Raw genomic sequence first — 25,894 nt, forward strand, 5'->3', positions numbered from 1 at the left:
GTGGCTCCGGCAGCGGTCGCGGGCAGCAGCGACCCGCGTACCGCCCGGACCCGGGGCAGGCTGCGAGAGGCGCTCCTCGCGGCGTGCGAGGAGCGCCCGCTGGACCGGGTCAGCGTCTCCGAGATCGTCCGCCGGGCCGGAGTGGGCCGGGCCACCTTCTACCTCCACTACGACGATCTGCGCGCCCTCGCGGTGGACGCCTGCGCCGAGATCGTCCGGCAGGCCGTGGACGCCCTGCACGCCTGGGACGGGGCGCCGCCAGGGCCCGATGCGCCGCCCGCGGAGCTGACCGGCCTGCTGGACGCCGTACGGGACCGTGCCGAGGTCTACCGGAGCCTGCTGGGCACGGGCGGTGGCGGGCCGCTCGGCGAGCTGCTGCACGAGGAGCTCAGGGCGCGCAGCCTCGCCGAGCTCACCCGCCGCCGCCCGGCCACGACCGGGGCCGACGTGATCGCCAGTGCCGTCGCCGGGCTGTTCGCCGGGGTCCTCGCCGACTGGGTGCACGGGCGCGTCGACGCCACCGCTCCACAGCTCGCCGCACGGGTCTGGCGGATGCTGGTAGCCGTGCACGCCACCGCCGCGTCTCACGGACAGGGCGCCCCGGCACGGGACGGTGCCGCCCCTCTAGGCTGAAACGCAAGCGCAGACGCGGCAGGCACAGGCGAGGAGTACGACGTGGCGGTACGAGCGGTCCGCGGAGCCGTCCAGCTGGAGCGGGACGAGGCCGGACACATGGACGAGCAGGTCAGCGCCCTGCTCACCGCGGTCCTGGAGCGCAACAGCCTGGTCGCGGACGACCTGATCAGCATCTGGTTCACGGCCACGCCCGACCTGCACTGCGACTTCCCGGCCGCCGCGGCGCGCGGGATCGGTATCGTCGACGTACCGCTGATCTGCGCCCAGGAGCTGGACATCGAAGGGGCCATGCCCCGGGTGGTCCGGATCCTCGCCCACGTCGAGACGTATCTCGCCAGGTCCGAGATCGCCCACGTCTACCTCGGCGCCACCGCCTCCCTTCGCAAGGACATCGCCCAGTGAGAACCGCCGTCGTCATCGGAACGGGCCTCGTCGGCACCTCCGCGGCCCTCGCCCTCGCCGGGCGCGGCATCAAGGTCCACCTCGTCGACCACGACCCGGAGTCGGCCCGTACGGCGGCCGCCCTGGGCGCCGGCACGGACGAGCCGCCCGAGGGCCGCGTCGACCTGGCGGTCGTCGCCGTACCGCCTGCCCACACCGCGACCGTGCTGGCCACCGCGATGAGCAGCGGTGTCGCCCGCGGCTACCTCGACGTCGCGAGCGTGAAGGGCGGGCCGCGCCGCGAGCTGGAAGCGCTCGGCGTCGACCTCACCCCGTACATCGGTACGCACCCCATGGCCGGCAAGGAGCGCTCCGGCCCGCTCGCCGCCACCGCCGACCTCTTCGAGGGGCGCCCCTGGGTCCTCACACCCACCCGCGACACCGACACCGAGGTCCTCAACCTCGCGCTGGAGCTGGTCGCGCTCTGCCGTGCCGTCCCGGTCGTCATGGACGCCGACGCCCACGACCGGGCCGTCGCCCTCGTCTCCCACACCCCGCAGCTGATCTCGTCGATGGTCGCCGCCCGCCTGGAGGAGGCCGACGAGACCGCGGTGCGCCTCTGCGGCCAGGGCATCAGGGACGTGACCAGGATCGCGGCCTCGGACCCCCGGATGTGGGTGGAGATCCTTTCCGCCAACCCCGGCCCCGTCGCCGACGTCCTCGCCGGGATCGCCGCCGACCTCGACGAGACCGTCACCGCGCTGCGCGGGCTCCAGTCCGCCGACGAGGACAAGCGGCGCGAGGGCACCGAGGGCATCCAGGACGTCCTGCGCCGCGGCAACGCCGGCCGGGTCCGGGTGCCCGGGAAGCATGGCGCCGCCCCCTCCTCGTACGAGGTCGTGGCCGTCCTCATCAGCGACCGCCCCGGCGAGCTGGCCGGGATCTTCGCGGACGCGGGCCGGGCCGGGGTCAACGTCGAGGACGTACGGATCGAGCACGCCACCGGTCAGCAGGCGGGCCTCGTCCAGCTGATGGTCGAACCGAGTGCCGCCCCGGCCCTGAGTGCGGCGCTGCGCGAGCGGGGCTGGTCCCTCCGGCAGTAGCCCTTCGGGGCGTCTCGCCGGTCAGGACCGGGGCCGCGACGCCCGGCCGGCCCTGACCGGCGAGACGCCCCTTGGGACGCAAGGCCGGGAGGCACTTGTCCACAGGGGTGGTCGGGCCCGCCCCGGCACTCGGTAACCTTGTGCGGGGCGGGTTCACGCGTCCCCGTCCCGCCCACCCCGTGTACCAGGAAGGTGTCCACCACCGTGGAAACCGTAAGCGCCGCCGCCCGGACCGCCCCGGCCGCAGTGATCGTCGCCATCGACGGCCCCTCCGGAACCGGCAAGTCCAGCACGTCCAAGGCCGTCGCCGCCCAGCTCGGCCTGAGCTACCTGGACACCGGTGCCCAGTACCGGGCGATCACCTGGTGGATGCTGAACAACGGCATCGACGTGAACGACGCGGCGGAGGTGGCGACCGCGGCCGCCAAGCCGGTCATCGTCTCCGGCACCGACCCCACCGGCCCGACGATCACCGTCGACGGTGAGGACGCCTCCGGCCCGATCCGTACGCAGGAGGTCACCTCCAAGGTCAGCGCAGTCAGCGCCGTCCCGGAGGTGCGCACCCGGATCACCGAGCTGCAGCGCACCATCGCCGCCGGAGCGGAGCGGGGCATCGTGGTCGAGGGCCGGGACATCGGCACCACCGTGTTGCCCGACGCCGACATCAAGATCTTCCTGACCGCGTCGCCGGAGGCCCGCGCGGCCCGCCGCAGCGGCGAGGTCAAGGGTTCCGATCTGGCCGCCACCAAGGATGCGCTGATCAAGCGGGACGCCGCCGACTCCGGCCGCAAGACCTCGCCGCTCGCCAAGGCGGACGACGCTGTCGAGGTGGACACCACCGAGCTGACCCTCCAGCAGGTCATCGAGTGTGTTGTCACCCTCGTCGGGGAGAAGCAGGCCGCGAAGTGACACCTGCCACGGGCGCGCCCACGCTGCGCGGAGCGGCGGTCGGACGCGGCATCGGGATCGGGCTGATGTACGGGCTTTTCAGGCCCCGTGTCCTCGGCGCATGGCGGGTCCCCGCCTCCGGACCCGTCATACTCGCGGTGAACCACTCGCACAACATCGACGGGCCGATGCTGATGGGCACCGCGCCCCGGCCCGTCCACTTTCTGATCAAGAAAGAGGCGTTCGTCGGCCCCCTGGACCCGTTCCTGCGCGGAATCGGTCAGCTGAAGGTGGACCGATCGATCGCCGACCGCACCGCCATCACCCACGCCCTCGGCGTGCTGGGGAACGGCGGGGCACTCGGGATCTTCCCCGAGGGCACCCGAGGCGAAGGAGACTTCGCCTCGCTGCGCGCCGGACTCGCGTATTTCGCGCTGCGCAGCGGGGCGCCGATCGTGCCCGTGGCCGTACTGGGAAGCACCGAGCGCCGCGGACGGTTGATATCGGCACTGCCGCCGCTGCGCAGCCGTGTCGACGTCGTCTTCGGTGAGGCGTTCGCTGCCGGAGACGGCAGCGGCCGTCGGACGCGCGGCGCGCTCGACGAGGCGACGTTGCGGATCCAGGGACGGCTGACCGGCCACCTGGAGCAGGCCAGGCGCCTCACCGGGCGCACCGAGTAAGACTTGAGTAGTGGACCGCGTGCTGCGTGGTCCATCGATGATGATGCAAAGAGGAACGGACTTCATGAACGACCAGATTCACTCCGGCGGCTCGGACCACGAGCACGGAGCGCTTGGCGATGCCGAGTACGCGGAGTTCATGGAGCTCGCCGCGCAGGAGGGGTTCGACCCCGAGGACGTCGAGGGTGCCATCGGTGAGGCCGGTCACGGACCGCTCCCCGCTCTCGCCGTCGTCGGCCGTCCCAACGTCGGCAAGTCGACGCTGGTGAACCGGATCATCGGCCGTCGCGAGGCCGTGGTCCAGGACAAGCCCGGCGTCACCCGTGACCGCGTCAGCTACGAGGCCGAATGGGCGGGCCGCCGCTTCAAGGTCGTCGACACCGGCGGCTGGGAGCAGGACGTCCTGGGGCTGGACGCCTCCGTCGCGGCCCAGGCCGAGTACGCGATCGAGATGGCCGACGCGGTCGTCTTCGTGGTCGACTCCACGGTCGGCGCCACCGACACCGACGAGGCCGTCGTCAAGCTGCTGCGCCGGTCCGGCAAGCCCGTCGTGCTCTGCGCGAACAAGGTCGACGGGCAGAGCGGCGAGGCGGACGCCACCGCGCTCTGGTCGCTGGGCCTCGGCCAGCCGCACCCCGTCTCCTCGCTGCACGGCCGCGGTACCGGCGACATGCTGGACGCGGTGCTGGAGGCGCTTCCCGAAGCCCCGGCCCAGTCGTTCGGCACGGCGGTCGGCGGCCCGCGCCGTATCGCGCTGATCGGCCGTCCGAACGTCGGCAAGTCCTCGCTGCTGAACAAGGTGGCCAACGAGGACCGCGTGGTCGTCAACGAGCTGGCAGGCACCACCCGCGACCCGGTCGACGAGCTGATCAACCTCGGCGGCATCACCTGGAAGTTCATCGACACGGCCGGTATCCGGCGCCGGGTCCATCTCCAGGAGGGCGCGGACTACTACGCCTCGCTGCGTACCGCGGCCGCCGTGGAGAAGGCCGAGGTCGCCGTGATCCTGATCGACTCCAGCGAGTCGATCAGCGTCCAGGACCAGCGCATCGTCACCATGGCCGTCGAGGCCGGACGCGCGATCGTCGTCGCCTTCAACAAGTGGGACACCCTCGACGAGGAGCGCCGCTACTACCTGGAGCGCGAGATCGAGACGGAGCTCGCGCAGGTCGCGTGGGCCCCCCGGGTCAACGTCTCGGCCCTCACCGGCCGCCACATGGAGAAGCTGGTCCCGGCGATCGAGACCGCGCTGGAGGGCTGGGAGACCCGCGTTCCGACGGGCCGGCTGAACGCGTTCCTCGGTGAGATCGTCGCCTCCCACCCGCACCCCATCCGCGGTGGCAAGCAGCCGCGTATCCTCTTCGGCACCCAGGCGGGCACCAAGCCGCCGCGCTTCGTGCTCTTCGCCTCCGGCTTCCTGGAGCACGGCTACCGCCGCTTCGTCGAGCGCCGGCTGCGTGAGGAGTTCGGCTTCGAGGGCACTCCGATCCACATCTCGGTACGGGTCCGCGAGAAGCGCGGCCGCAACAAGTAGGCAACCGGGCGCCGTCCGGCGCGTGAGGCGCCAGGAAGGCCCCCAGCAGGCCCGTAGGGGCCCGGGGAGCCCTGGGCGCCTTACGTGGCCCCTGGGGGCCTCACGCCACCCCTGGGGACTCGGACGGCACACCCCGGACCGTACGACGGAGCCCCGGACCACTCGCTCAACGAGTGGTCCGGGGCTCCGTCGTACGTCAGGCGTCCCGTGAGCCCGGCGGCAGCGCCGCGGGCTGGACCCGTCCCGCGTGCCGCCCGACCCGCTGCCACGAGCCCAGGCTGCCGGTGTGGCTGCCCGGGCCGCTGCTGTGCCCGGTGCCGCCGGCGCTGCTTCCGGCCCCGCTGTGCCCGGAGTGCGCAGAGTGGACGCTCAGCGAGGTGTGCGAGCCGAAGAACCCGGCACCGAAGGCCGGCAGGCCCAGACTCTCCTCGCCGCTCCGATCACCCGGCAGCGCCCTGAACGACCTGCGGTACTCGGAGTACAGCGCGTCGTAGATCGGGGTGTGGGACGGGCCGCCCGAAGGTTCCTGCGCGGGACGCATGGCAGGGATCGGGCTCGGACGCTGGTGGGAGGGGTCGTATGAGTGCACGTATGTGCCAACGACCCCGCCGTCCGTCGGATGCGGGCCCGCGGGAGAAATAGCTGTTCGTCGTGGGTGCGCGGGGCGCGCGGGCATGATCAGGTCCCGGCCAGCGGCATCGCGGCCGCTACCAGGAACCCGCCGGCCGCGGCCTTCTCCAGGGCGTCGCGCAGCAGGTCCTCGCGGGGCTGCTGGCCGATCGAACCGGCCGGTGCGGCATAGACCAGCACGGTCTGCGACTTGTTGGCCGCGGTCCGCCAGCCCTCCGTGACCTGCAGGGGCGCGTGCGCCTGCCACCAGGCAACCGGGGCGCCGCCGCCCGTGCCCGGCTGGAGCACCGCGTGCAGCTGTCCCATGGCGAGCAGGATGGACCAGCCGTGCAGCACCTCCGGAACCTGGTCCATCCGATGGACCGGCCGGAAACTCTGCTCCAGCAGCAGTTGCAGGAACTCGTCGCCGCCGCTGCCGTCGGTGCCGGGGCGGGCGATCGCCCCGGTCGGCTCGACGACCAGGGCAGGGTGGAGCTCGTCGTCGATCAGGACCAGGCCGCTGGTGATGCCGAGCACCGCCTGCTCGGGGACCGACAGGTCCGGGCCCCCCTCCTGCTCGTTGCCGGTGATGCTGCGTACGGCCCCCTGCAGCTGTTCCTCGGCCACCTGGACCACCTGCGAGGGGATGCAGGTCGCGTGGGCGAAGGCGAGGACGGCGGTCTCGTCGCCGACGAACAGCACCGTGCTGGTGCGTTCCTGCTCGGAGTCGCCGGGGGTGCGGCAGGAGGTGCAGTCGTAACTGCCGGGGGCGTTGTCGCCGACGAGCAGCCGGTCGGCTTCGGCGTCGCCGATCTCGGCGCGTACGTCCTCGCTGACGTCGAGCATGCGCGGCACGGGTGGCTCCTCGAACTCGGTACGTGCGCCGGGCGGTTCCCGGCTCATGAAGAGACAACGGGTGAGCCGCGGTCGGGGTCACGCGGGAAGGGGAACGGAATCGAACCGCCCAGGGCGACCAGGTCGCGACCGGACAGGTGATACCTGGACAAATGCCGAACTCATGGAACCTGCCGCGGGCGTCCTGGCCACTGGTGGTGGAGGAAGGGCCCTGCCCCGGCGGGCCCCCGCGAGCGGCGTCCGCCCCGATGTCCGCCCCGGCGTCCGCCCCCAGACGTTCGCCTTGCTGCACGGGCCGGAATGCGGATGATCCGGATGTCCGCTATACGGGCAGAAGGGGGCGATGCGGGGTGGGTCGGTGGTGGGATGGTGTGGATATCATCACCTCGAGATAAGGGTGCGATAAGGAAGAGTGAATTCCCGGTGGTGTGTTCATTTACGGGTGGTCATTCCGACGTGAAACCGAAGTCACCCGGGAGTGGGTATTGCGCTCGTTTTCCGGGTCGCCCCGCCTCGTTCCGGTGATCATTTTCGGCTCTGTGTGATTACTGTGCGTCCGCCGAATCGTGCGTCCGAACGAATGACTTCGAGGGGAACGCGTGTGGTGATCCTGTGACACAAGCGTGACCGGCGAGGTACGTGAGGATGCGATGTGACCGGGTGGCGCCCGGGCTTCCGCCGCCGCCCGGGGCCGCCTACGGTGGGAGACATGGCATCCGTACCGAGTCCTTCCGCCCAGCCGGACGACAGCCCCGGCGCCTACGTCGGCCTCGCCGCCGGGACCGCCGAACGGCGGGCCCGGGAGCGCGGCTGGGCCACCGTCAGAGCCCTGCCGCCGGGCATGGTCATCACCATGGAGTTCCAGAGCGGCCGGATCAACTTCGAGGTCGACGCAGGCGTCGTCAGGCGCTGCTGGACCGGCTGAGGGCTCCGTACGGCCCCTGCGCCCCACCCCGCGTATGACTGAAGGCCCCGACCGGAGTCGGGGCCTTCAGTCATACGCGGGGTGGGCTGTGCGCACCGTTCCCGCAGCTCTACGGGTCAGCCGCCGGCCACCGGCCGGGCCGGAGCCGGACCGCTGCGGGGCGTACGGTCCGCGTGCGGCGGGCGACGGCTGCCTGCAGGGGTGACCGGGGTCCGCTCGGAGCGCGCCGGGTGACCCTGGTACGCGGGCGGCGCCGTGTGTGCGCGCGGGCGGCTGCCAGTGGCTGTGACCACCGCTGACTGGTGCACGCTCGCCCCGGAGGTAACTGCGGAGGCAGCCCCGGAAACAGTCCCGGGCACCGTGTGGGCCGGGCTCCGCGCCGGCTCGGAGGCGGCCTGCCGGCCTGCCGCCACGGGCTGGGGGGCGCCCGCCGTGACGGGTGCCGGTGCCACGGTCCTGCCGCGCGCGCTCAGCCACTCACGGGCTGCGAAGATCCAGTTCTCGGCCCGGGTGATCAGCGGCTCGACCCAGGGCAGGCCCAGGAGGATCAGCAGCCCGGCCGCCCAGCCGAGGACCACGTCGCTGAGCCAGTGCGTACCGAGGTAGACCGTCGTCAGGCCGACCCCCAGCGAGACGATCGCGGACATGGCCGACAGGTAACGCCTGGCTCGCGGTGTGGCGGCCAGATAGGCGAGGATTCCCCAGGTCACAACGGCGTTGGCGGTGTGTCCTGACGGAAATATATCGCCGCCGGCGAAGAGCTCGGCCGATCCGATCTGGGTCGCGTAGTGCGGGCCGAGCCGACCGAGGCCGATCTTGACCGCGCCCACCGTCACGTTGAGCAGCAGGAGCGAGGCGCCCAGCGTCAGCAGGGGCCGCAGGGTGTGCTGCCGCCAGGAGCGCCAGCCCAGCCAGCAGGCGACCATGACCGCCGTCGGTCCGCGCTGGCCGAGGACGACGTAGTAGTCGAGGAAGGCGTGGATGCTGGGCCACTGCTGGTACGGCCGGAAGAGCATGACCTTCCAGTCCAGGGTCACCAGCCAGGAAGACATGAGCACGGCAATGACGATGGCCAGATAGAACGCCAACGTCCCGCCGAAGAGAGCGATGCGGTGACGACTCATCCGCGGTGTCTCTATCTTCGGCGGTTCCGGCTCCCGGTCCAGACGGGCAAAGATGTCGGTACGCACCCAATCGACGTTACAGCGAGTGAGTGGGTGACCCGGTCGATCCGGCCGCTTTGTGATGACGATGTGATGTGGACTATGTCTCAGTTCGGTTCGCCTTTCCGGGTGTCCGGAGAGCCCTGACTTCCTCTTCTTTCATTTTTTGGCGGGCACTCCGTAAGTGCATTCGGGCATTGACGGAATAGTGCGCCGGATGGCGAAGTGGGTTAATCGGGAGGGTCATCGGGGCCGAACGGACGGTATCGGTCCGGTTACTGCCCGCCTGCGGCCGGCGTGCTGCGGAGGGTTCGCGCGGAGGCCGGGGCCCGTTGCCCGTGCGGCAGGACGGCCGGTCGTCGCAGGTCGGGGTGGCGCCCCGGGGGGCCCGGGCGGGCGGCCGCAGTGGCGTACGCCACACTCGGCGGAATCGGCAGGTATGAGATGGGCCACGTGTGCCCCTGTCGAACTCGCGTACTCTGACGGATCACTCGCCCGTCGATGCCGGGCCCGGGGGGACAGCGACGCTGAAATTCCCCGGGGGCCCGCCGAGCGCGAGGGACCTTCTGGGAGGTAGATGCATGTCCGGGACGACCACAGCCCGAATCCGTCTGCGCGAAGCCGCCGACGGAGCCAATCGATGGCTCGTGCTGGTCGTCCTCTGCCTCAGCCTGCTGCTCGTGGCACTCGACGCGACCGTGCTCCACGTCGCCGTCCCCGCCGTCACCGAGGACCTGCGGCCCAGCGCCGTCGGTCTGCTGTGGATCGTGGACGTCTACCCGCTGGTCTGCGCGTCCCTGCTGATCCTCTTCGGAACGCTCGGTGACCGGGTCGGGCGCCGGCGCATCCTGCTGATCGGCTACGCACTCTTCGGGGTCGCCTCCGCCGTCGCGGCCATGGCCGACACTGCGGGCGTGCTCATAGCGGCGCGGGCCCTGCTCGGCGTCGGCGGCGCGATGATCATGCCGGCGACGCTGTCGATCCTCCGGCAGGTGTTTCCCGACCGCCGCGAGCGGGCCATGGCGATCGGCGTGTGGAGCGCCGTCGCCGCCGTCGGCGCCGCCACCGGACCGGTCATCGGCGGCTTCCTCGTCGAGCACTTCTGGTGGGGCTCGGTCTTCCTGATCAACATCCCGCTGATGGCCCTGATCCTGCCGGTCGGCCGGCTCCTGCTCCCGGAGTCGCGTGGCAGCGACGACGGGCCCTGGGACGTGTTCGGTGCGCTGATGGCCGCCGCCGGTGTGCTCGGCGTCGTCCTCGGTGTGAAGCGCGCGGGGACCGGCGAGGAGCTGCTGGGCCCGGGCACGCTCGTGCCGCTGCTGGGCGGGGCCCTGCTGCTGGTCGCGTTCGTCCGCCGCCAGAAACGGCGGACGCATCCGCTGATAGACATCGGGATGTTCTCCCGGCCCGCCTTCACCACCGCGGTGGGCTGCATCGTCCTCGCCATGCTGGCCCTGGTCGGCCTGGAGCTGATCGCCGTCCAGTACCTCCAGCTCGTTTTGGACCTCAGTCCGCTGGAGACCGGTCTGCGGCTGCTGCCGCTCACCTTCGCCGCCATGGCCGCGGGCGCCACCGGCTCGTACAGTCTGCGCCGGATCGGGCCGCGCCGGATGGTCGGCTGGGGCTTCGTCCTCACGGCGGTGGCGGTGCTGATGCTGACCGCGATGGGGCAGCACGACCGGCCCGGCCTGCTGACCGTGTCCTTCGTCGTGCTGGGCTTCGGTCTGCAGTCCACGCTCTTCGGTGCGTACGAGTCCATGCTCAGCGAGGCGCCGGCCGAGCGGGCCGGCGGGGCGGCCGCGATAGGCGAGACCGCCTACCAGCTGGGTGCCGGCATGGGGATCGCCCTGCTCGGCAGCGTGATGAACGCCGCGTACGTCCCCGGCCTGGCCAAGCTCCCCGCGGAGGGAGTCCCCGCCTCCGCCGGTGCCGCGGCCTCGCGCTCCCTCGGCGAGGCGTACCAGGTTGCCTCGCAGCTGGGCGGTCCGCTCGGCGCCGTACTGCGCAACACCGCCCGGAATGCCTTCGTCGGCGGCCTGCACATCACCTTGCTGGTCAGTGCGGGTCTGCTGCTGCTCGGGGCGCTTGCCGCGCTGAAGCTGCCGCGTGTGATGGAGTGCCCGCCGCTGCTCTGCGAACCCCAGGAGCCCACGGAGGGTCCCGTGGTGCCCGGTGCGAGGAACGCGCAGGAGCCACTTGGCCCCGGCGAGCTCCCGGGCTCCCGCGAGCTCCCGGTCCAGGAGCGGCCCGACGTGCTGCTCCGGCTGCCCGCGCGGCGCAGGCCGGCCGAGGCGACGGGCTCTGGACGCGCGGCACACTGAGTCGTAACGTCGGCACGGCGCCGTAACTAACGCTGCTAGTTTTTGGCGCCCCCCCCCACCGACATCGGTACCGTGCGAGCCGCCGGAGGCACTCCCTCATGTCCACCGCTCCGTCCTCGAAACTCCCGCCCTTCGACCCCCGCGACCCGATCGGCATCGACGACCTCCTGGGTGCCGAGGATCTCGCGATCCGCGACACGGTCCGAGTCTGGGCCGCCGACCGGGTCCTGCCGCACATCGCTGAGTGGTACGAGAACGGCGAGCTGCCCGGCATCCGTGAGCTGGCCCGTGAACTCGGTTCGCTCGGGGCCCTGGGCATGTCCCTTCAGGGGTACGGCTGTGCGGGCGCCACCGCGGTCCAGTACGGACTGGCCTGCCTGGAGCTGGAGGCCGCCGACTCCGGGATCCGCTCACTCGTCTCCGTGCAGGGCTCCCTCGCCATGTACGCCATCCACCGCTTCGGATCCGAGGAGCAGAAGCAGCAGTGGCTGCCCGGAATGGCGGCCGGCGAGATCATCGGCTGCTTCGGCCTCACCGAACCGGACCATGGCTCCGACCCCGCCGGCATGCGGACGTACGCCAGGCGCGACGGTGAGGACTGGGTCCTCAGCGGCCGCAAGATGTGGATCACCAACGGCTCGGTCGCCGGGGTCGCCGTGGTCTGGGCGCAGACCGACGAGGGCAGCGAGGGCAGCGGCATCCGCGGATTCGTGGTGCCCACCGACGCGCCGGGCTTCTCCGCGCCGGAGATCAGGCACAAGTGGTCCCTGCGCGCCTCGGTCACCAGCGAGCTGATCCTCGACGAGGTCAGGCTGCCGGCCGGCGCCGTGCTGCCGGGCGTCACCGGACTGCGCGGCCCGCTCAGCTGTCTCAGCCATGCCCGCTACGGCATCGTCTGGGGAGCGATGGGCGCCGCCCGGTCCAGCTTCGAGGCGGCCGTCGACTACGCGAGGACGCGCGTGCAGTTCGGGAAGCCGATCGGCGGCTTCCAGCTCACCCAGGCCAAGCTCGCCGACATGGCCGTCGAACTGCACAAGGGGATCCTGCTCGCCCACCACCTCGGCCGTCGGATGGACGCGGGCAGGCTCCGTCCGGAGCAGGTCAGTTTCGGAAAGCTGAACAACGTGCGGGAGGCCATCGAGATCTGCCGCACCTCGCGCACGATCCTCGGCGCCAACGGGATCTCGCTGGAGTACCCGGTGATGCGCCACGCGACGAATCTGGAGTCGGTGCTCACCTACGAAGGAACCGTGGAGATGCACCAGCTGGTGCTGGGCAAGGCGCTCACCGGCCTGGACGCGTTCCGGTAGACGGGGGTCGCGGCCGGACCGATCCGGTGAGCGCCCCGCTCAGCTCTGGTTGAAGAAGCTGTCGGCCGGCCGGCCGGCGGCTTCGCCGTTGACGACCTGGGTGTCGGCGGGGGTCAGCAGGAAGACCCGGGTGGCCACGCGGTCGATCGACCCGCGCAGTCCGAAGATCAGTCCCGCGGCGAAGTCCACCACGCGCTTGGCGTCGGTGGAGTCCATGGACGTGAGGTTCATGATCACCGGGACGCCGTCCCGGAAGAGCTCTCCGATGCCCCGGGCGTCCCGGAAGCTGTCCGGGGTCACCGTGGCGATCCGGCGGCCCGTCTCCTCGGCCGCCTCCGAGACCACCTGCACCCGCGGATCGGTCACCCAGGCCTGACCGGTCCCGGTCCGTGCACCTTCGGCGTACTCGTCGTCGTCGTAGTACCGCTCGTCGTTGTCCTCTACGAGGCCCAGCCAGGCACTCGCCTTGCGTACCGATCCCATGGACGCCTCCTCTCACCGCGGTTCCTTGGCGTTCCGCATGTCTTTCGTATCCCTATGGTCGTCCATCATGCGGATCGTGCGCCAAGGGGATACGCGGCGCGCAGGGCATTCGTGACGGTACTGGTGCAGAAGATGTGGCGATTCGTCAAGGTTCCTCCTGCATAAGGGCCCTGGGGATAAGAAAATATGCTCCTCCGGTCCGTACGGGTGACATGGGGGACGTACGGGTGAACGGGTCACTCGATACGATGCACGTCGCGCACGCGCCCGACTGCGGCGCACAGGTGAACGGCTCCCGGGGGGACGGCTGTGTTCGGAATCGTGAGGCCCTGCACTCATCGCTTGTCGGAAGGGCTCAAGGCCGAGTGGATGGCCCATCTCTGTGGGCTCTGTCTCGCGCTTCGCTCCGACCATGGACAGTTCGCCCGGATCGTCACGAACTATGACGGCCTGATCGTCTCGGTCCTGACGGAGGCTCAGACCGACCGCACCCCCGCACAGCGGCGCACAGCGGGGCCCTGCCCCCTGCGCGCCATGCGCACCGCCCCGGTCGCGCGCGGCGAGGGCGCCAGGCTGGCGGCCGCCGTCTCGCTCGTGCTGGCCTCCGCCAAGGTGCGCGACCACGTGGCCGACCGGGACGGCCTGTTGGCGCGACGCCCGGTCGCCGCGGCCGCGCGCAGGGTGGCGGCGGGCTGGGACCGGGCGGGGGCACGCACCGGCGCACAGCTCGGCTTCGACACGGCGCTGCTCGTCGACGCCGTCGACCGGCAGACCGGCATCGAGCTGCTCGCGGGGCCCGGCACCCCGCTGCTGACGGTCACCGAGCCCACCGAGACCGCGACCGCGGCGGCCTTCGCGCACACCGCCGTACTCGCGGGCAAGCCGCAGAACGCCGAGCCGCTCGCCGAGGCCGGGCGCCTCTTCGGCCGCCTCGCGCATCTGCTGGACGCCGTGGAGGACCAGGAAGCTGACGCCGCGTCGGGTGCCTGGAACCCGCTCACCGCGACCGGCACCTCGCGTACCGAGGCCCGGCGACTGTGCGACGACGCACTGCGTGGCGTACGGCTGGCGCTGCGCGACGCGGAATTCACCGACGACAAGCTCGCCCATGTGCTGCTGGCGCACGAACTGCGGCGTTCGGTGGACCGGGCCTTCGCCACGGATGTCTGTTCCCATCAGGGTGGCGGGCTCCTGACCGGAGCCGGTGATCCGTCAGGAGGGCGGCCCACGGCGTCGTTCGGGCCGCCCCCGGGCAATCCGTACGCCCCCACCGGGCCCGGGGGACCCTTCGGTCCGCCGCAGCCGCCGGAGCCGCCGCGCGACCGGCGCGGTCTCGTCCTGGGGTGCCTGGTGTGGGCGGGGCTCGCCTGCACCTGCCAGATGTGCTGCGGCACCTTCGACGACCCGTGGAGCCGGCAGCGGCGCGAGGGGTTGTGCAGTCAGTGCGACTGCGGGGACTGCTGCGATGCATGCGACTGCTGCAGCAACTGCGGGGACTGCTGCGACGGCTGTGACTGCTGCGGGTGCGACTGCAGCTGCTGACCTTCCGTCGCGCGGCGCGGCTGCGGGTGCGACTGCAGCTGCTGACCCTGCGTCGCGCGGCTGCGTCTGCTGGCCTCCTTCCGGCATGCCGTGTGACTGCGGCCGCTGCCCTTGCGGTGCGGGGGCCACGGCTGCTGACCCCGCGTCACTTGATCTCGGGCGGCGAGATCTGCGAGGTCTCGACGGCCGAGGCGGAGATGCCCCACTTCTTCAGGATCCGGTCGTAGGTGCCGTCGGCCTTGAGACGGTTGACGGCGGCCTGGAAGGCGGGCGCGAGCGGGGTGCCCTTCTTGAAGGCGAAGCCGACGTCGAGACGCTTGAACTCGTTGAGGAAGCGCACACCCTCCTGCTGCTGCACGGCGTACCTGAGTCCGTTGATGGTCGACATCACCACGTCCGTACGCCCCTGCTGGAGCGAGGTCCAGACTGCCGACGCGTCGGAGTACGTCTTCACGTCGTACGCCTTCTTGCCGGCCTCGGAGCACCGGTGCCGGTTCTTCTCCAGCGTCACCTCGAACGTGGTGCCCGCCGTGGTGCCGACGGTCAGGCCGCAGAGCTGGGTGAGATCGGTGATCTCGGCCAGCTTGCTGTCGTCACGGACCGCGAAGCCCTGGCCGTCGTTGAGGTAGGTGACGAAGTCGATCGTCCGGCTGCGTTCGTCGGTCACGCCGAAGTTGCCGGTGCCCACCTCGTACTTCCCGCTGTCGAGCGCGGGCAGGATCGCCTCGAACGCGGCGACCTCCCGCTTCGGCTTCAGCCCGAGCACCCTGGCCACGGCGTCCCCGAAGTCGATGTCGGTGCCGGCCAGGGTCGTACCGTCCGTGAGATAGGTGGCGCCGGGTGGGCTGCCGACGCTGGAGGCGATGTCCAGGGTGCCGGCGGAGCGGACCTCGGCGGGCAGCAGGGCAGCCGCGGCCGGGTCCTTCTTCACTCCCGACACGACATCGGTGGTGGGGACCGCGCCCTCGGCGGCGGAACCGGCCGCGCCCGCGGGGGCGGCCGCCGGATCACCCGACCCGCACGCGGTCAGCGTCAGCGTGGCGGCGGTGATCAGCGCGAAGGCAGCGGTGTGCCGGGTACGGGGCATCAGGGGTGGTTCTCCAGTTTCGTCGGCCGTGGGCGGGCGCGGGGCAGCGCGCGACGGCCCACGGACGGGCGGAGGAAGGCGGAACACGGCGGAAGACCGGTGTGAGGGGAGGGCGGTGCGGTGTTGTGTACGCGAGGGCACGCGGGGAAGAGCTCAGACGCCGTTCACGGCGCGAGCAGGAATGCGGGGCGGAGCAGGGCGTCAGCTCAACAGGAACAGGACCACACGCGACCGAAGTCGATGTGGGAGCGCTTGACCAGCCACTGCTGCGAATGCATGGCCTAAGTGGAACAGGCATCCGGTGGTCCGTCAACTGACCTGAGACGTACGGCTCACAGTGTGGACAGGGTTGACAAGCCGCTGTGAACAGCGCTTACCTCGGAGGCGGATCGGGCTGAGGGGCCCGGTCCCTGTTGTGTTCCACCGTTGTGTTCCGTGCCGAGGGCGCGCCCCGTGTTCGATCGCCGCATCCACGGAGCCCTCGCATGTCCGCACAGACAGACACCATTCCGCCGGCCTGCCCGGCCGAGCCCCTCGAAGACAACGATGCCGACCGGCTGCGGATCGTCCCGGTGCGCCGGACCGGCCAGTGGACGGCGGCCGTCGCCGTACTGATCGTGCTCGGCCTCGCACTGAACTCCGTGATCCGCAACGACGCCTTCCAATGGGATGTCGTGGGCGACTACTTCACCACCACGGCGGTGCTGCGCGGCCTCGGGCTCACGCTCTGGCTCACCGCGCTCGTGATGGCGCTCGGCTTCGCGCTGGGGACGCTGCTCGCCGTCCTCAGGCTCTCCGCCAACCGCGTGCTCCAGGCGGTCGGCTGGGGGTACGTATGGCTCTTCAGGTCCACCCCGATCCTGGTCCAGTTGCTGTTCTGGTTCAACATCGGAGCGCTCTACCCGGAGATCCTCGGCGTCCGTACCGTCAACCTCCTCGGCCCCGTCACGGTCGCCGTCATCGGGCTGACGCTCCACGAGGCCGCGTACGCGGCGGAAGTCGTCCGCGGCGGCATCCTGTCCGTCGAACGCGGACAGCTGGAGGCAGCCCAGTCCCTCGGCCTCGGCCCGTGGCGGCGGCTGTACCGGATCGTGCTGCCGCAGGCGATGCGCTCCATCGTGCCGCCCGCCGGGAACATGCTCATCGGCACCCTCAAGGGCACCTCGATCGTCAGCATCATCGCCGTGCAGGACCTGCTGTACTCGGTTCAGCTCGTCTACCACCGCACCTACCAGGTCATCCCGCTGCTGCTGGTCGCCACCCTCTGGTACGTCGTCGTCACCTCGCTGCTCGGCGTCGGCCAGCACTACGTCGAGCGGTACTACGCGCGCGGCACCGGGGACGCGCGGTGAGCGCCGTACCGACGCTGGTCGTCATCGGGGCCGGACCGCGCGGCACCGGTCTCATCGAGCGCATCGCAGCCAACGCCCCCTCGCTGTACGGCGGCAGGCCGCTGGACATCCATATCGTCGACCCGTTCCCGCCCGGCGGCGGCCGGATCTGGCGCCACGACCAGTCGCCGCTGCTGTGGATGAACTCCATGGCCGAGGACGTCACCATGTTCACCGACGACACCGTCCGCCAGGAAGGTCCCGTACGTCCCGGGCCGGCGCTCGACGCCTGGGCGGCCGACGTGCGCGAGGGGCGGACCGAACCCGGACCTGACGTCGCCGCCGAACCCGGACTCCTGGGCGAGATAGGGGCGTTGAAGGGGGCGGACTTCCCGAGCCGGCGGCTGCAGGGCGCTTACCTGCGCTGGGTGTACGAGCAGTCGGTGGCCGCGCTCCCGCCCACCGTCACCGTCCACGAACACCGCGTCCGCGCCCTGCGCGTCACCGGCCCCCGCGGCGGCCGCCAGTCCGTCCGTCTGGAGGGCCGTGCCGAACCGCTCACCGCCGACCTCGTGGTCCTCACCATCGGCCACCTCGACGCCGAACCGGACGACGAACAGCGGCGGCTGTCCCGCTTCGCGGACCGGCACGGCCTCGTCCACCTGCCGCCCGACTTCACCGCAGACAGCGACCTGAGCGCCCTGCCCGCAGGCGAACCCGTCATAGTCCGGGGCTTCGGACTCGCCTTCATCGACCTGATGGTGCTGCTCACCGAGGGCCGCGGCGGACGGTACGAGAACGGCACGTACCTGCCCTCCGGGAAGGAACCCGTCCTGTACGTCGGATCGCGGCGCGGCGTCCCGTACCACTCCAAGATCGGATACGTCCGGCCCGGCGAGCGGCCGCCGCTCCCGCGCTTCTTCGGTCCCGACCGGGCCGAGGAACTCCTGAACCGGCCGGAGCCACCCGACTTCCGCCGCGACATATGGCCCCATGTCGACAAAGAGCTCGGCTACGCCCACTACCACCGCCTCTTCGCCTCCCACCCGGAGCGCACCGCGGCCGACTGGAGCGCCTTCGAGGAGAAGTACGCGGCCGCCGACCCGGGCAGCGCCGAACTGCGGGCGGTGATCGCCGCCGGCGTCCCCGACCCCGCCGACCGGCTCGACCTGGCGGCGCTCGACCACCCGCTGGACGGGGTGCGCCATACCTCGGGCGCCTCCTTCCAGGAGGCGACGCGCGCCTACATCACCGCGGACCTGGCACGCCGGCACGATCCCGGACACAGCGAGGACCTCGCCGTCTTCCTCGGACTGCTCTCCGTGTACGGCCAGTTGATCCGGTTCGGCGACATCGGGGACTGGTGGCACGGCTTCTTCAGCTACCTCGCCTCCGGGCCGCCCGGCCCCCGGCTGCGACAACTGCTCGCCCTCTCCCGGGCCGGTGTCGTCCGCTTCCTCGGTGCCGGGACGACGGTCGAGACCGACGAGGAACAGGGCCTCTTCCGGGCAGGCGGCGCAACGGTTCCGGGGGAGCGGACGGAGGCCCGCGCCCTCGTCGAGGCCAGGCTGCCCGACCCCTCGCCGCGACGCACCCGCAGCACCCTGCTCCGGGCGCTGTACGAGGACGGAGCCGCCGCCACCGCCACCGGACTGCTCGCGGTCGACCCCGGAGACGGCCGGATCCTGGACCGCGACGGCCTCCCGCACCCCCGCCGCTTCGCGCTCGGCCCGCACACCGCGGCGCGCACGAGCGGCGCCTTCACCAGGCCACGCACCGGCGGCCCGGCCTTCGGGCAGAACGACGCCACCGCACGCGCCGCTCTCACCTTCCTGCGCGACCTCGGCGGTACCGATGGCTGACCGGCGCGCGCACTCCCGATCCGAACCGCCCGAGGACATCACCATGAAGACGATCAGCCGTCCCCCGAAGAGCGAACCGGCCGCCGCACCTGCTCACGGGGCCGCCGCCCCCATGGTGGAGATCCGGGGCGTGCACAAGAGCTTCGGCCCACTGGACGTCCTGCGCGGCATCGACCTGTCCGTACGCACCGGCGAAGTGACCGTGGTCCTCGGACCCTCAGGTTCAGGCAAGTCCACCCTGCTGCGCACGATCAACCACCTGGAGAAGGCGGACCGTGGATCGATCACGGTCGACGGGGAGTTCGTCGGTTACCGCAGGAAGGGCGACAAGCTGTACGAACTCCCCGAGCGTGAGGTCCTGCGCCGCCGCACCCGGATCGGCTTCGTCTTCCAGAACTTCCACCTCTTCCCCCACCTCACCGTCCTGGAGAACGTCACCGAGGCCCCGGTGGCCGCCCTCGGCCGTACGAAGAAGGAGGCCGTCGACGCCGCGCACCGGCTCCTCGCCCGCGTCGGGCTCGACGACAAGGCGACGGCGTACCCGAAGCAGCTCTCCGGCGGTCAGCAGCAGCGCGTCGCCATAGCGCGGGCGCTGGCTCTCGAACCGAGACTGCTGCTCTTCGACGAGCCCACCTCCGCGCTCGACCCCGAACTCGTCGGCGAGGTCCTCGACGTGATCAAGGACCTGGCGGAGCAGGGCACCACGATGATCGTCGTCACGCACGAGATCGGGTTCGCCCGCGAGGTGGCCGACACCGTCGTCTTCATGGACGAGGGACGGATCGTCGAACAGGGCCCGCCCGCCGACGTACTCGGCCGGCCGCGCCACGACCGCACGCGCGCCTTCCTCTCCAAGGTCCTGTGACCCGGGATTCCCGGGCCTCGAAGCCACTTCCGAACCCTTCCGAAAGAGCCCGCCATGTCGCACCTCCGCCCTCTCCACCTGGCCGCCGAGATCGGCGGCCCGCCCCGCTACGACCCCGCGCACTACACGGGCCTTGCCCGGCTCGCCGAACGAGGGACCCTCGACTTCGTCACCCTCGGCGACTCGTTCGCCCGGCCCGGACCCGACGCACTCGCCGTGCTCTCCCGGGTCGCGCCCGGCACCCGCAGGATCGGGCTCGTGCCGACGGTCACCACCACCCACACCGAGCCCTTCCACGTGTCGTCCGCCGTGGCCACGCTGGACTGGGTCAGCGGCGGCCGGGCCGGCCAGTGGGTGGACGTGTCGACGACGGCCGCCGAGGCCCGGCTGTTCGGCCGCCGCGCCGCCGCGCCCGCCGCCGAACTGTGGCGGGAGGCCGGCGAGGCCGCCGACGTGGGAGCGCGTCTCTGGGACAGCTGGGAGGACGACGCCGAGATCCGGGACGCGGCAGGCGGCCGCTTCCTCGACCGCGACAAGCTGCACTACGCCGACTTCGAGGGCGCCGCATTCCGCGTCCGCGGACCCGCCATCGTGCCCCGGCCCCCGCAGGGCCACCCGGTCACGGTCGTCGACGGGACGGCGGACCCGGCCAGGGAGACCGCCGCCCGGCATGCCGATGTGGTGCTCGTACGGGCCGGCACACCCGAGCGGGCCGCCGGGATCCGTGACGACGTGCGCCGCCGTGCAGCGGCCCACGGCCGCGACCCCGGGACGCTGCGGGTGCTCGCCGCGCTCAGCGTCGACCTCGGCGACGCCGAATCGGCCCCGGAACCGGGGCTGGCGAGCGGGCCGCCGCTCGCCGGGCACGGCACGTACTACCGCGGCGGTCCGGTCGACCTCGCCGATCTGATCACCCAGTGGCACCGGGCCGGAGCCGTCGACGGATTCCACCTCACCCCGATCACGCCCGAGCGAGACCTCGAAAGGATCGTCAACGGCACGGTGGCCCTGCTCCAGCACCGCAGCCTGTTCCGCACCTTCTACCCCGGCGGCACCCTCCGCGAGCACCTGGGCCTGGCCCGTCCGGCCAACCGGTACGCCCGCCAAGGAGAACGGGTATGACGGCCGCCCCGAAGCAGATGCATCTCGCCGCGCACTTCCCGGGTGTGAACAACACGACCGTGTGGAACGACCCCCGCTCCGGCAGCCAGATCGAGTTCTCCTCCTTCGAACATCTCGCGCGTACGGCCGAACGCGGTCTGTTCGACTTCTTCTTCCTCGCCGAGGGGCTGCGGCTGCGCGAGCACAACGGCCTGATCCACGACCTGGACGTGGCCGGCCGCCCCGAGTCCCTCACCGTGCTCGCCGCGCTGGCCGCCGTCACCGACCGGCTCGGCCTCGCCGCCACCGTCAGCGCCACCTTCAACGAGCCCTTCGAACTGGCCCGCCGGCTCGCCACCCTCGACCACCTGAGCGCCGGCCGGGCCGCGTGGAACGTCGTCACCTCGTCCGACGCCTTCACCGGTGAGAACTTCCGGCGCGGCGGCTACCTCGACCGGGCCGACAGATACACCCGCGCCGCCGAGTTCGTCGCCACCGCTCGCGAGCTGTGGGACTCCTGGACACCCGACGGTGCCCCGCGCCCCTTCGTCCACCGCGGCCGGCACTTCAACGTCCAGGGTGAGTTCACCCTCCCGCGCTCCCCGCAGGGCCACCCCGTCGTCATCCAGGCGGGGGACTCCCCGGAGGGCCGCGAGTTCGCGGCGTCCGCCGCCGACATCGTCTTCACCCGGCACGGCACCCCGGAGGCGGGCCGCGCCTTCTGTGCCGACGTCAAGGGACGGCTCGCGAAGTACGGCCGGGAACCCGGCGAACTGAAGATCATGCCCGGCGTCGGTGTGGTGCTGGGCGACAGCGACGCCGAGGCGCGGGAACGGGCGGCGGGGATCCGCCTCCAGCAGGTCTCGCCGCAGAACGCGATCCTGGCCCTGGAGCAGGTCTGGGGCCGCGACCTCTCCTCGTACGATCCCGACGGGCCGCTTCCCGAGAGCGACCCGGTCCCCGAACCGGAGCTGAGCCAGGGCCGGGTCCGGCACGGCGACCCCCTCGTGGTCGCGGCGCGCTGGCGCGAACTGTCCCGGGAGAAGGGGCTGTCCATCCGGCAGACTGTCATCGAGGCGACGGGCCGGCAGGCGTTCGTCGGCAGCCCGCGGACCGTGGCGGCCGAGATGGCCGAATTCGTCGACACGGGGGCCGCCGACGGCTTCATCCTCGTGCCGCATCTCACCCCCGGCGGCCTCGACGACTTCGTCGACCTGGTCGTCCCGCTCCTCCAGGAACGAGGGGTGTTCCGCACCGCTTACACCGGTTCCACCCTGCGGTCGCACCTCGGGATCGCCGAGCCGGTATGGAAAGGTTGACCACATGAGCACGGACGCACAGCAGCAGGCAGCACGGGACTGGAACCACTGGCACCAGGAGCGGACCACCACGGTCGCCGCACCGTACGGGCCGCTCTCCCTCACCGGCACCCACTGGCTCTCCGACTACCCGGAAGGGCGAATTCCGGCCGTCCCGGGCCACTGGCGGGAGGACGGCGAGGAGGTGGTGCTCACCGCCGGAGCCGAGGACGGGCTGAGTGTCGACGGGAAACCCTTCACCGGCGAGGTCCGGCTCGGTGCCGACCGCGGCCCGATCGACGCCTCCCGGGTGGCGCACGGGGAGCGCCGGCTCGTCGTGCTGAGCCGCGAAGGCCTGTGGGCGGTACGGGACTTCGACCCGGACTCCGCGCCACGGCGCGCCTTCCGCGCCATCGAGGCCACACCGTACGACCCGCGCTGGGCCGTGCCGGGCCGCTTCCGCCCGTACGACACCTCCCGCACCGTCCGGGTCGAGAACGCCGACGGTGTCGAGCGCGGGCTGGGGCTCGGCGGGGAGATCGCCTTCGAGCTGGACGGCGTCGAGCACACCCTCCAGGTCGCCGTCGAGAGCGACGGCTCGCTCTGGGCGGTCTTCGCCGACACCACCAGCGGGGACACCAGTTACCGCTTCCGGTTCCTGCGGCCCGCCGCCCCGGCCGACGACGGATCGGTGACGGTGGACCTCAACCGTGCGCTGCTGCCGCCCTGCGCCTTCGCCGATCACTTCATCTGCCCCTTCCCGCCGCCCGGCAACACCCTCCCCGTCGCCGTCGAAGCGGGCGAGCGCCACCGGACCGACGGCTGATCCAGCGCCTCCGTCCGACCGCGTCCGGCCCCGGCAGACCCTTCTGCGCCGGGGCCGGACACATGCGCGGAGACATCCGGAATCCGGGAAGCTCAGGCCAGAAGGCGCTCTTGCGCAAGAAGTTGACGCCTTGAATACTCCCGAGCAGCGCTTGTCAGGGGCACGGCACATCCGGAACGCGAGCAGATGGCCGCGCCCATGACTGCGCCTCACGGGTCCGACCACCCCACGGGCGGACCCCCGACTCCCCTCGGGAGGAAACAAGTGAGGATCAAGCGCACCACCCCCCTCAGCACTGCCGCGAGACGCAGCAGGGCCGTCGCCATCGCCGCAGGTCTCGTGGCGGTTGCCGCACTCGCCGTCCCCAGCGCACAGGCCAGCTCCAACGGAACGTACAGCGCGAACCAGCTCTCCGCCGCGAGCGACGCCGTCCTCGGCGCCGACGTGGCCGGTACGGCCTGGAACGTCGACCCCGTGACGAAGAAGCTCGTGGTCACGGCCGACAGCACGGTCTCGGCCGCGGAGATCCAGCAGATCAAGGACTCCGCGGGCGTCAACGCCGGTGCCCTGCGCATCGAGCGCACATCCGGGAAGTTCAGCAAGCTGCTCTCCGGGGGTGACGCCATCTACGCGCCCGGCTGGCGCTGCTCCCTCGGCTTCAACGTCCGCAGCGGCAGCACGTACTACTTCCTGACCGCCGGTCACTGCACCGACGGCAACCCTCCCTGGTACACCAACTCCTCGAACACCACCTACATAGGCCCGACGGTCGGCTCCAGCTTCCCGACCAACGACTACGGTCTGGTGCGCTACGACAACGCCGCCGTCTCCCACGAGGGCACCGTCGGCAGCGTCGACATCACCAGCGCGGCGAACGCCACGGTCGGGATGTCCGTCACCCGCCGCGGCTCCACCACCGGCATCCACAGCGGCACCGTCTCGGCACTCAACGCCACGGTCAACTACGGCAGCGGTGACATCGTCTACGGCATGATCAAGACGAATGTGTGCGCGGAGCCCGGCGACTCGGGCGGCCCGCTCTACTCCGGCTCCAAGGCGATCGGACTCACCTCGGGCGGCAGTGGCAACTGCAGCTCCGGTGGTACGACGTTCTTCCAGCCGGTCACCGAGGCGCTCAGCGCGTACGGCGTCAGCGTCTACTGACATGCGGGGTGGCCGGTTCTGTCCCCCGGAACCGGCCCTTCCCTCGAAAGCGCATGTCGAACACGTCGAGCCCCCGCCCGAATTACGAGCGGGGGCTCCCGCTGAGGCCGCGGCTTTTGAGAGGATGTGACCAGGACGGTCACGCAGGAGCAACGGGGGCGGACGCTGCGCCTCCCGGAGGGACGCCCTCCGGGAACCCCCGGCAGACACCCCAGGGGGTTCCAGGTCCGTGAAACGCATCGGAGTGACCGGTCACCGCAGCATTCCGCAGGAAGTCCATGACCATGTGCTGGCGTCGATGCGAGCGGCGTTCCGCGGATTCGACGGCTCGGTCGAGGCGCTGTCCAGCCTGGCGGTCGGGGCGGACCAGCTCTTCGCGGACCTCGCCCTCGCCCACGGTGCCCAACTGACCGTGGTCATCCCCAGCGGCGACTACGAGGCGTGCTTCGCCGACGGAGCCGAACTGGCCCGCTACCGGGCTCTCAAGGCCCGCGCCGTGCGGGAGGTCAGGCTCGATTACCCGCACTCCACCGACGAGGCGTACTACGCGGCCGGCGCCTACATCGCCGACCACTGCGACCGGCTGATCGCCGTATGGGACGGCCGGCCCGCCCGTGGCCTCGGCGGCACGGGGGACATCGTGACCTACGCCCGCGGGCTGGGCCGCCCGGTCACCGTGATCTGGCGCGACGGGGTCGAACGGAGCTGACCCGCCGTCATGGGCGCCGGCAGGTCGCGCGCGTGCGGCCTGCACATCACCGGACCGGGTGCCGGGGTCGTCACATCTGGTGCCGGGCGAGCCAGTCGGTGTGCTGGGGGGAGACGATGCGCTCGGTCTCGAACACCGCCCGCGGCCACTGGCGCTCGTTCAGCGTGGTCTCCATCGCTATCTGCATCGACTCCAGATCCTTCTCCACCAGGGAGTGGGCCGAGATCAGCGGATGGTGGCGGCGCATCTCGCTCCAGGCGAGACAGGCGGCGGCAGCCGCCGAGAGCACCCCGGTCAGCGCGAAGGACTGGCCGGCCGAGAAGGCCCTGAGGAGGGCGAGGGCCAGGGCGAGCGCCGTCAGGGTGGCGATGGTGGTCGACCAGACCAGGGTGGCCCGCCGGGACACCTCCTGGCGGCTGCGATACCAGCTCCGCTGTTCGATCAGCCGGTCGCGCACATACGTTTCCTTGCGCACGGTGAATGCCTTGTCCCGTAATGCGTGCATGGAATCGGTGATGAGCCCGCCGGAATCGGCTGTCCGGTCACGGGGGTCGGCCCAGCCCACCTTGCGGAGCTCCTGCAGCCCCTCTTCGAGCCGGTTGGCGAACACCGCTTCGGGGTGCTGGGTGCCGGTATCGAAAGGTGAGCCATGCACGGAGTAGCGCCAGCACATCGATTTGATGAACTCTGCCGCGGAGCGATTGAGCTGCCAGTGCGACTTCGCTTTCCGCCGGGAGGTGAGGTAGGTGGCGACCAGGACGCCGAGGTAGGCCAACACGGCTACGCAGTCCGTCAGTTGGAGCGTTCCGGCAACCTCCGCATGCCAGGGTAGCGCCGCCGGGACCGTGCCCACGACCAGCAGGATGAGCTGCCATCGGGTGGTATTCACCGACTCCCGCTGGCGGGCGATCGCAATGGCGTCCGTGTGGTGAAAGAGCTCCGGCAGATCAGCGTTCCTGAAGACCATGCTCTGCAGTGGTCCGGGAATCGCCGTCATGTTCACTCCCGTCTGCGGTTATGTCATCACTCCGATGGCGGAAGTAACGGTTCCGCTTGATCGCGGCGGGTCCCATGTGACGCTCTTGTTCCAAGTGGGCGTCCTCAGTTGCCAACCGAGGTCATGAGAGTAAAGTCGTGCCGCCGGACACTGCAATGGTGCAGGTACCAACGCTGGTTTCCTGTCCGGAACCATTCCATCGGAACGAATCCCCTCAAGGACGG

At 71.3% G+C, this 25,894-nt stretch carries 24 protein-coding genes; 18 read left to right on the forward strand and 6 right to left on the reverse strand.

Annotated elements, in window-relative coordinates:
* The 6 genes from ACIOEW_RS34310 (at position 1) to der (ending at position 5,222) form a co-directional block, all read left to right on the forward strand.
* Complete coding sequence (locus ACIOEW_RS34310) at positions 1 to 633, forward strand: TetR/AcrR family transcriptional regulator (RefSeq protein ID WP_401968801.1); 633 nt, start codon at positions 1 to 3, stop codon at positions 631 to 633.
* A gap of 42 nt (positions 634 to 675) precedes the next feature.
* Complete coding sequence (gene aroH, locus ACIOEW_RS34315) at positions 676 to 1,038, forward strand: chorismate mutase (protein WP_401968803.1); 363 nt, start codon at positions 676 to 678, stop codon at positions 1,036 to 1,038.
* A complete protein-coding gene (locus tag ACIOEW_RS34320) occupies positions 1,035 to 2,120 on the forward strand; it encodes a prephenate dehydrogenase (protein WP_362556944.1) in 1,086 nt (361 codons plus the stop codon). Before aroH ends, ACIOEW_RS34320 begins: the two co-directional genes overlap by 4 nt.
* 192 nt (positions 2,121 to 2,312) lie before the next feature.
* Entirely contained in the window at positions 2,313 to 3,029 is a 717-nt protein-coding gene (gene cmk / locus ACIOEW_RS34325) for a (d)CMP kinase (protein ID WP_362556946.1), read from the forward strand.
* A complete protein-coding gene (locus ACIOEW_RS34330) occupies positions 3,026 to 3,688 on the forward strand; it encodes a lysophospholipid acyltransferase family protein (RefSeq protein WP_362556948.1) in 663 nt (220 codons plus the stop codon). Before cmk ends, ACIOEW_RS34330 begins: the two co-directional genes overlap by 4 nt.
* A gap of 64 nt (positions 3,689 to 3,752) precedes the next feature.
* On the forward strand, positions 3,753 to 5,222 hold the full coding sequence (gene der / locus ACIOEW_RS34335; protein ID WP_351001663.1) for a ribosome biogenesis GTPase Der: 1,470 nt from the start codon (positions 3,753 to 3,755) through the stop codon (positions 5,220 to 5,222).
* A gap of 196 nt (positions 5,223 to 5,418) precedes the next feature.
* Here the strand turns inward: der and ACIOEW_RS34340 are convergent, their stop codons facing one another.
* Positions 5,419 to 5,763, reverse strand: a complete 345-nt coding sequence (locus tag ACIOEW_RS34340; RefSeq protein WP_362548786.1) for a hypothetical protein — start codon at positions 5,761 to 5,763, stop codon at positions 5,419 to 5,421.
* A gap of 137 nt (positions 5,764 to 5,900) precedes the next feature.
* Positions 5,901 to 6,686: a hypothetical protein gene (locus ACIOEW_RS34345; RefSeq protein ID WP_362548783.1), complete on the reverse strand. Its 786-nt coding sequence runs from the start codon at positions 6,684 to 6,686 to the stop codon at positions 5,901 to 5,903.
* A 709-nt stretch (positions 6,687 to 7,395) separates the two neighbouring features.
* Here ACIOEW_RS34345 and ACIOEW_RS34350 point away from each other — a divergent pair.
* Positions 7,396 to 7,611 (forward strand): I78 family peptidase inhibitor, encoded by a 216-nt coding sequence (locus tag ACIOEW_RS34350; protein ID WP_401968807.1) that lies wholly within the window; start codon positions 7,396 to 7,398, stop codon positions 7,609 to 7,611.
* Between the two features lie 116 nt (positions 7,612 to 7,727).
* On the opposite strand, the gene ACIOEW_RS34355 is transcribed toward ACIOEW_RS34350, so the two are convergent.
* Positions 7,728 to 8,801 (reverse strand): phosphatase PAP2 family protein, encoded by a 1,074-nt coding sequence (locus ACIOEW_RS34355; RefSeq protein ID WP_401968810.1) that lies wholly within the window; start codon positions 8,799 to 8,801, stop codon positions 7,728 to 7,730.
* Positions 8,802 to 9,355: 554 nt separating this feature from the next.
* Between ACIOEW_RS34355 and ACIOEW_RS34360 the strand changes: the two genes are divergently transcribed.
* Together ACIOEW_RS34360 and ACIOEW_RS34365 are read left to right on the forward strand one after the other, a co-directional pair.
* Positions 9,356 to 11,095: an MFS transporter gene (locus tag ACIOEW_RS34360; RefSeq protein ID WP_401968812.1), complete on the forward strand. Its 1,740-nt coding sequence runs from the start codon at positions 9,356 to 9,358 to the stop codon at positions 11,093 to 11,095.
* A 98-nt stretch (positions 11,096 to 11,193) separates the two neighbouring features.
* Positions 11,194 to 12,405, forward strand: coding sequence for an acyl-CoA dehydrogenase family protein (locus tag ACIOEW_RS34365; protein WP_362548771.1), 1,212 nt, complete (start codon positions 11,194 to 11,196; stop codon positions 12,403 to 12,405).
* 39 nt (positions 12,406 to 12,444) lie between these two features.
* On the opposite strand, the gene ACIOEW_RS34370 is transcribed toward ACIOEW_RS34365, so the two are convergent.
* On the reverse strand, positions 12,445 to 12,888 hold the full coding sequence (locus tag ACIOEW_RS34370; protein ID WP_401968815.1) for a cell division protein SepF: 444 nt from the start codon (positions 12,886 to 12,888) through the stop codon (positions 12,445 to 12,447).
* A gap of 309 nt (positions 12,889 to 13,197) precedes the next feature.
* Between ACIOEW_RS34370 and ACIOEW_RS34375 the strand changes: the two genes are divergently transcribed.
* Positions 13,198 to 14,430, forward strand: coding sequence for a DUF5685 family protein (locus ACIOEW_RS34375; protein ID WP_401968818.1), 1,233 nt, complete (start codon positions 13,198 to 13,200; stop codon positions 14,428 to 14,430).
* A 145-nt stretch (positions 14,431 to 14,575) separates the two neighbouring features.
* On the opposite strand, the gene ACIOEW_RS34380 is transcribed toward ACIOEW_RS34375, so the two are convergent.
* Entirely contained in the window at positions 14,576 to 15,517 is a 942-nt protein-coding gene (locus tag ACIOEW_RS34380) for an ABC transporter substrate-binding protein (protein WP_362548760.1), read from the reverse strand.
* Between the two features lie 485 nt (positions 15,518 to 16,002).
* On the opposite strand from ACIOEW_RS34380, the gene ACIOEW_RS34385 reads away from it, so the two are divergent.
* The 8 genes from ACIOEW_RS34385 (at position 16,003) to ACIOEW_RS34420 (ending at position 24,673) form a co-directional block, all read left to right on the forward strand.
* Complete coding sequence (locus ACIOEW_RS34385; protein ID WP_401968820.1) at positions 16,003 to 16,869, forward strand: amino acid ABC transporter permease; 867 nt, start codon at positions 16,003 to 16,005, stop codon at positions 16,867 to 16,869.
* Positions 16,866 to 18,710, forward strand: coding sequence for an FAD/NAD(P)-binding protein (locus tag ACIOEW_RS34390; protein ID WP_401968822.1), 1,845 nt, complete (start codon positions 16,866 to 16,868; stop codon positions 18,708 to 18,710). The genes ACIOEW_RS34385 and ACIOEW_RS34390 overlap by 4 nt, the downstream gene beginning before the upstream one ends.
* A 112-nt stretch (positions 18,711 to 18,822) precedes the next feature.
* The gene (locus tag ACIOEW_RS34395) at positions 18,823 to 19,575 is read left to right on the forward strand and encodes an amino acid ABC transporter ATP-binding protein (protein ID WP_362548803.1); all 753 of its coding nucleotides are present in this window, start codon (positions 18,823 to 18,825) and stop codon (positions 19,573 to 19,575) included.
* Between the two features lie 54 nt (positions 19,576 to 19,629).
* Positions 19,630 to 20,697 (forward strand): LLM class flavin-dependent oxidoreductase, encoded by a 1,068-nt coding sequence (locus ACIOEW_RS34400; RefSeq protein WP_401968825.1) that lies wholly within the window; start codon positions 19,630 to 19,632, stop codon positions 20,695 to 20,697.
* Positions 20,698 to 20,714: 17 nt separating this feature from the next.
* Positions 20,715 to 21,995, forward strand: a complete 1,281-nt coding sequence (locus ACIOEW_RS34405) for an NtaA/DmoA family FMN-dependent monooxygenase (RefSeq protein WP_401968995.1) — start codon at positions 20,715 to 20,717, stop codon at positions 21,993 to 21,995.
* 4 nt (positions 21,996 to 21,999) lie between these two features.
* Complete coding sequence (locus ACIOEW_RS34410; protein WP_401968828.1) at positions 22,000 to 22,800, forward strand: DUF1684 domain-containing protein; 801 nt, start codon at positions 22,000 to 22,002, stop codon at positions 22,798 to 22,800.
* A gap of 264 nt (positions 22,801 to 23,064) precedes the next feature.
* Positions 23,065 to 23,964, forward strand: a complete 900-nt coding sequence (locus ACIOEW_RS34415; RefSeq protein WP_362548742.1) for a S1 family peptidase — start codon at positions 23,065 to 23,067, stop codon at positions 23,962 to 23,964.
* 229 nt (positions 23,965 to 24,193) lie between these two features.
* On the forward strand, positions 24,194 to 24,673 hold the full coding sequence (locus ACIOEW_RS34420) for a hypothetical protein (RefSeq protein WP_362548739.1): 480 nt from the start codon (positions 24,194 to 24,196) through the stop codon (positions 24,671 to 24,673).
* Between the two features lie 70 nt (positions 24,674 to 24,743).
* Here ACIOEW_RS34420 and ACIOEW_RS34425 read toward each other — a convergent pair whose 3' ends face one another.
* Positions 24,744 to 25,670, reverse strand: coding sequence for a DUF4231 domain-containing protein (locus ACIOEW_RS34425; RefSeq protein WP_401968831.1), 927 nt, complete (start codon positions 25,668 to 25,670; stop codon positions 24,744 to 24,746).
* Positions 25,671 to 25,894: the final 224 nt, after the last annotated feature.

This window comes from Streptomyces sp. NPDC087901, assembly GCF_044742205.1.
Classification (GTDB): Bacteria; Actinomycetota; Actinomycetes; order Streptomycetales; family Streptomycetaceae; genus Streptomyces.

Excerpts from the sequence above, each read along its gene's own strand:
- der (WP_351001663.1), top strand. The coding sequence starts at position 3,753 with ATGAACGACCAGATTCACTCCGGCGGCTCGGACCACGAGCACGGAGCG.
- ACIOEW_RS34340 (WP_362548786.1), bottom strand. The coding sequence starts at position 5,763 with ATGCGTCCCGCGCAGGAACCTTCGGGCGGCCCGTCCCACACCCCGATC.
- ACIOEW_RS34350 (WP_401968807.1), top strand. The coding sequence starts at position 7,396 with ATGGCATCCGTACCGAGTCCTTCCGCCCAGCCGGACGACAGCCCCGGC.
- ACIOEW_RS34360 (WP_401968812.1), top strand. The coding sequence starts at position 9,356 with ATGTCCGGGACGACCACAGCCCGAATCCGTCTGCGCGAAGCCGCCGAC.
- ACIOEW_RS34365 (WP_362548771.1), top strand. The coding sequence starts at position 11,194 with ATGTCCACCGCTCCGTCCTCGAAACTCCCGCCCTTCGACCCCCGCGAC.
- ACIOEW_RS34370 (WP_401968815.1), bottom strand. The coding sequence starts at position 12,888 with ATGGGATCGGTACGCAAGGCGAGTGCCTGGCTGGGCCTCGTAGAGGAC.
- ACIOEW_RS34380 (WP_362548760.1), bottom strand. The coding sequence starts at position 15,517 with ATGCCCCGTACCCGGCACACCGCTGCCTTCGCGCTGATCACCGCCGCC.
- ACIOEW_RS34385 (WP_401968820.1), top strand. The coding sequence starts at position 16,003 with ATGTCCGCACAGACAGACACCATTCCGCCGGCCTGCCCGGCCGAGCCC.
- ACIOEW_RS34395 (WP_362548803.1), top strand. The coding sequence starts at position 18,823 with ATGGTGGAGATCCGGGGCGTGCACAAGAGCTTCGGCCCACTGGACGTC.
- ACIOEW_RS34400 (WP_401968825.1), top strand. The coding sequence starts at position 19,630 with ATGTCGCACCTCCGCCCTCTCCACCTGGCCGCCGAGATCGGCGGCCCG.
- ACIOEW_RS34405 (WP_401968995.1), top strand. The coding sequence starts at position 20,715 with ATGCATCTCGCCGCGCACTTCCCGGGTGTGAACAACACGACCGTGTGG.
- ACIOEW_RS34410 (WP_401968828.1), top strand. The coding sequence starts at position 22,000 with ATGAGCACGGACGCACAGCAGCAGGCAGCACGGGACTGGAACCACTGG.
- ACIOEW_RS34425 (WP_401968831.1), bottom strand. The coding sequence starts at position 25,670 with ATGACGGCGATTCCCGGACCACTGCAGAGCATGGTCTTCAGGAACGCT.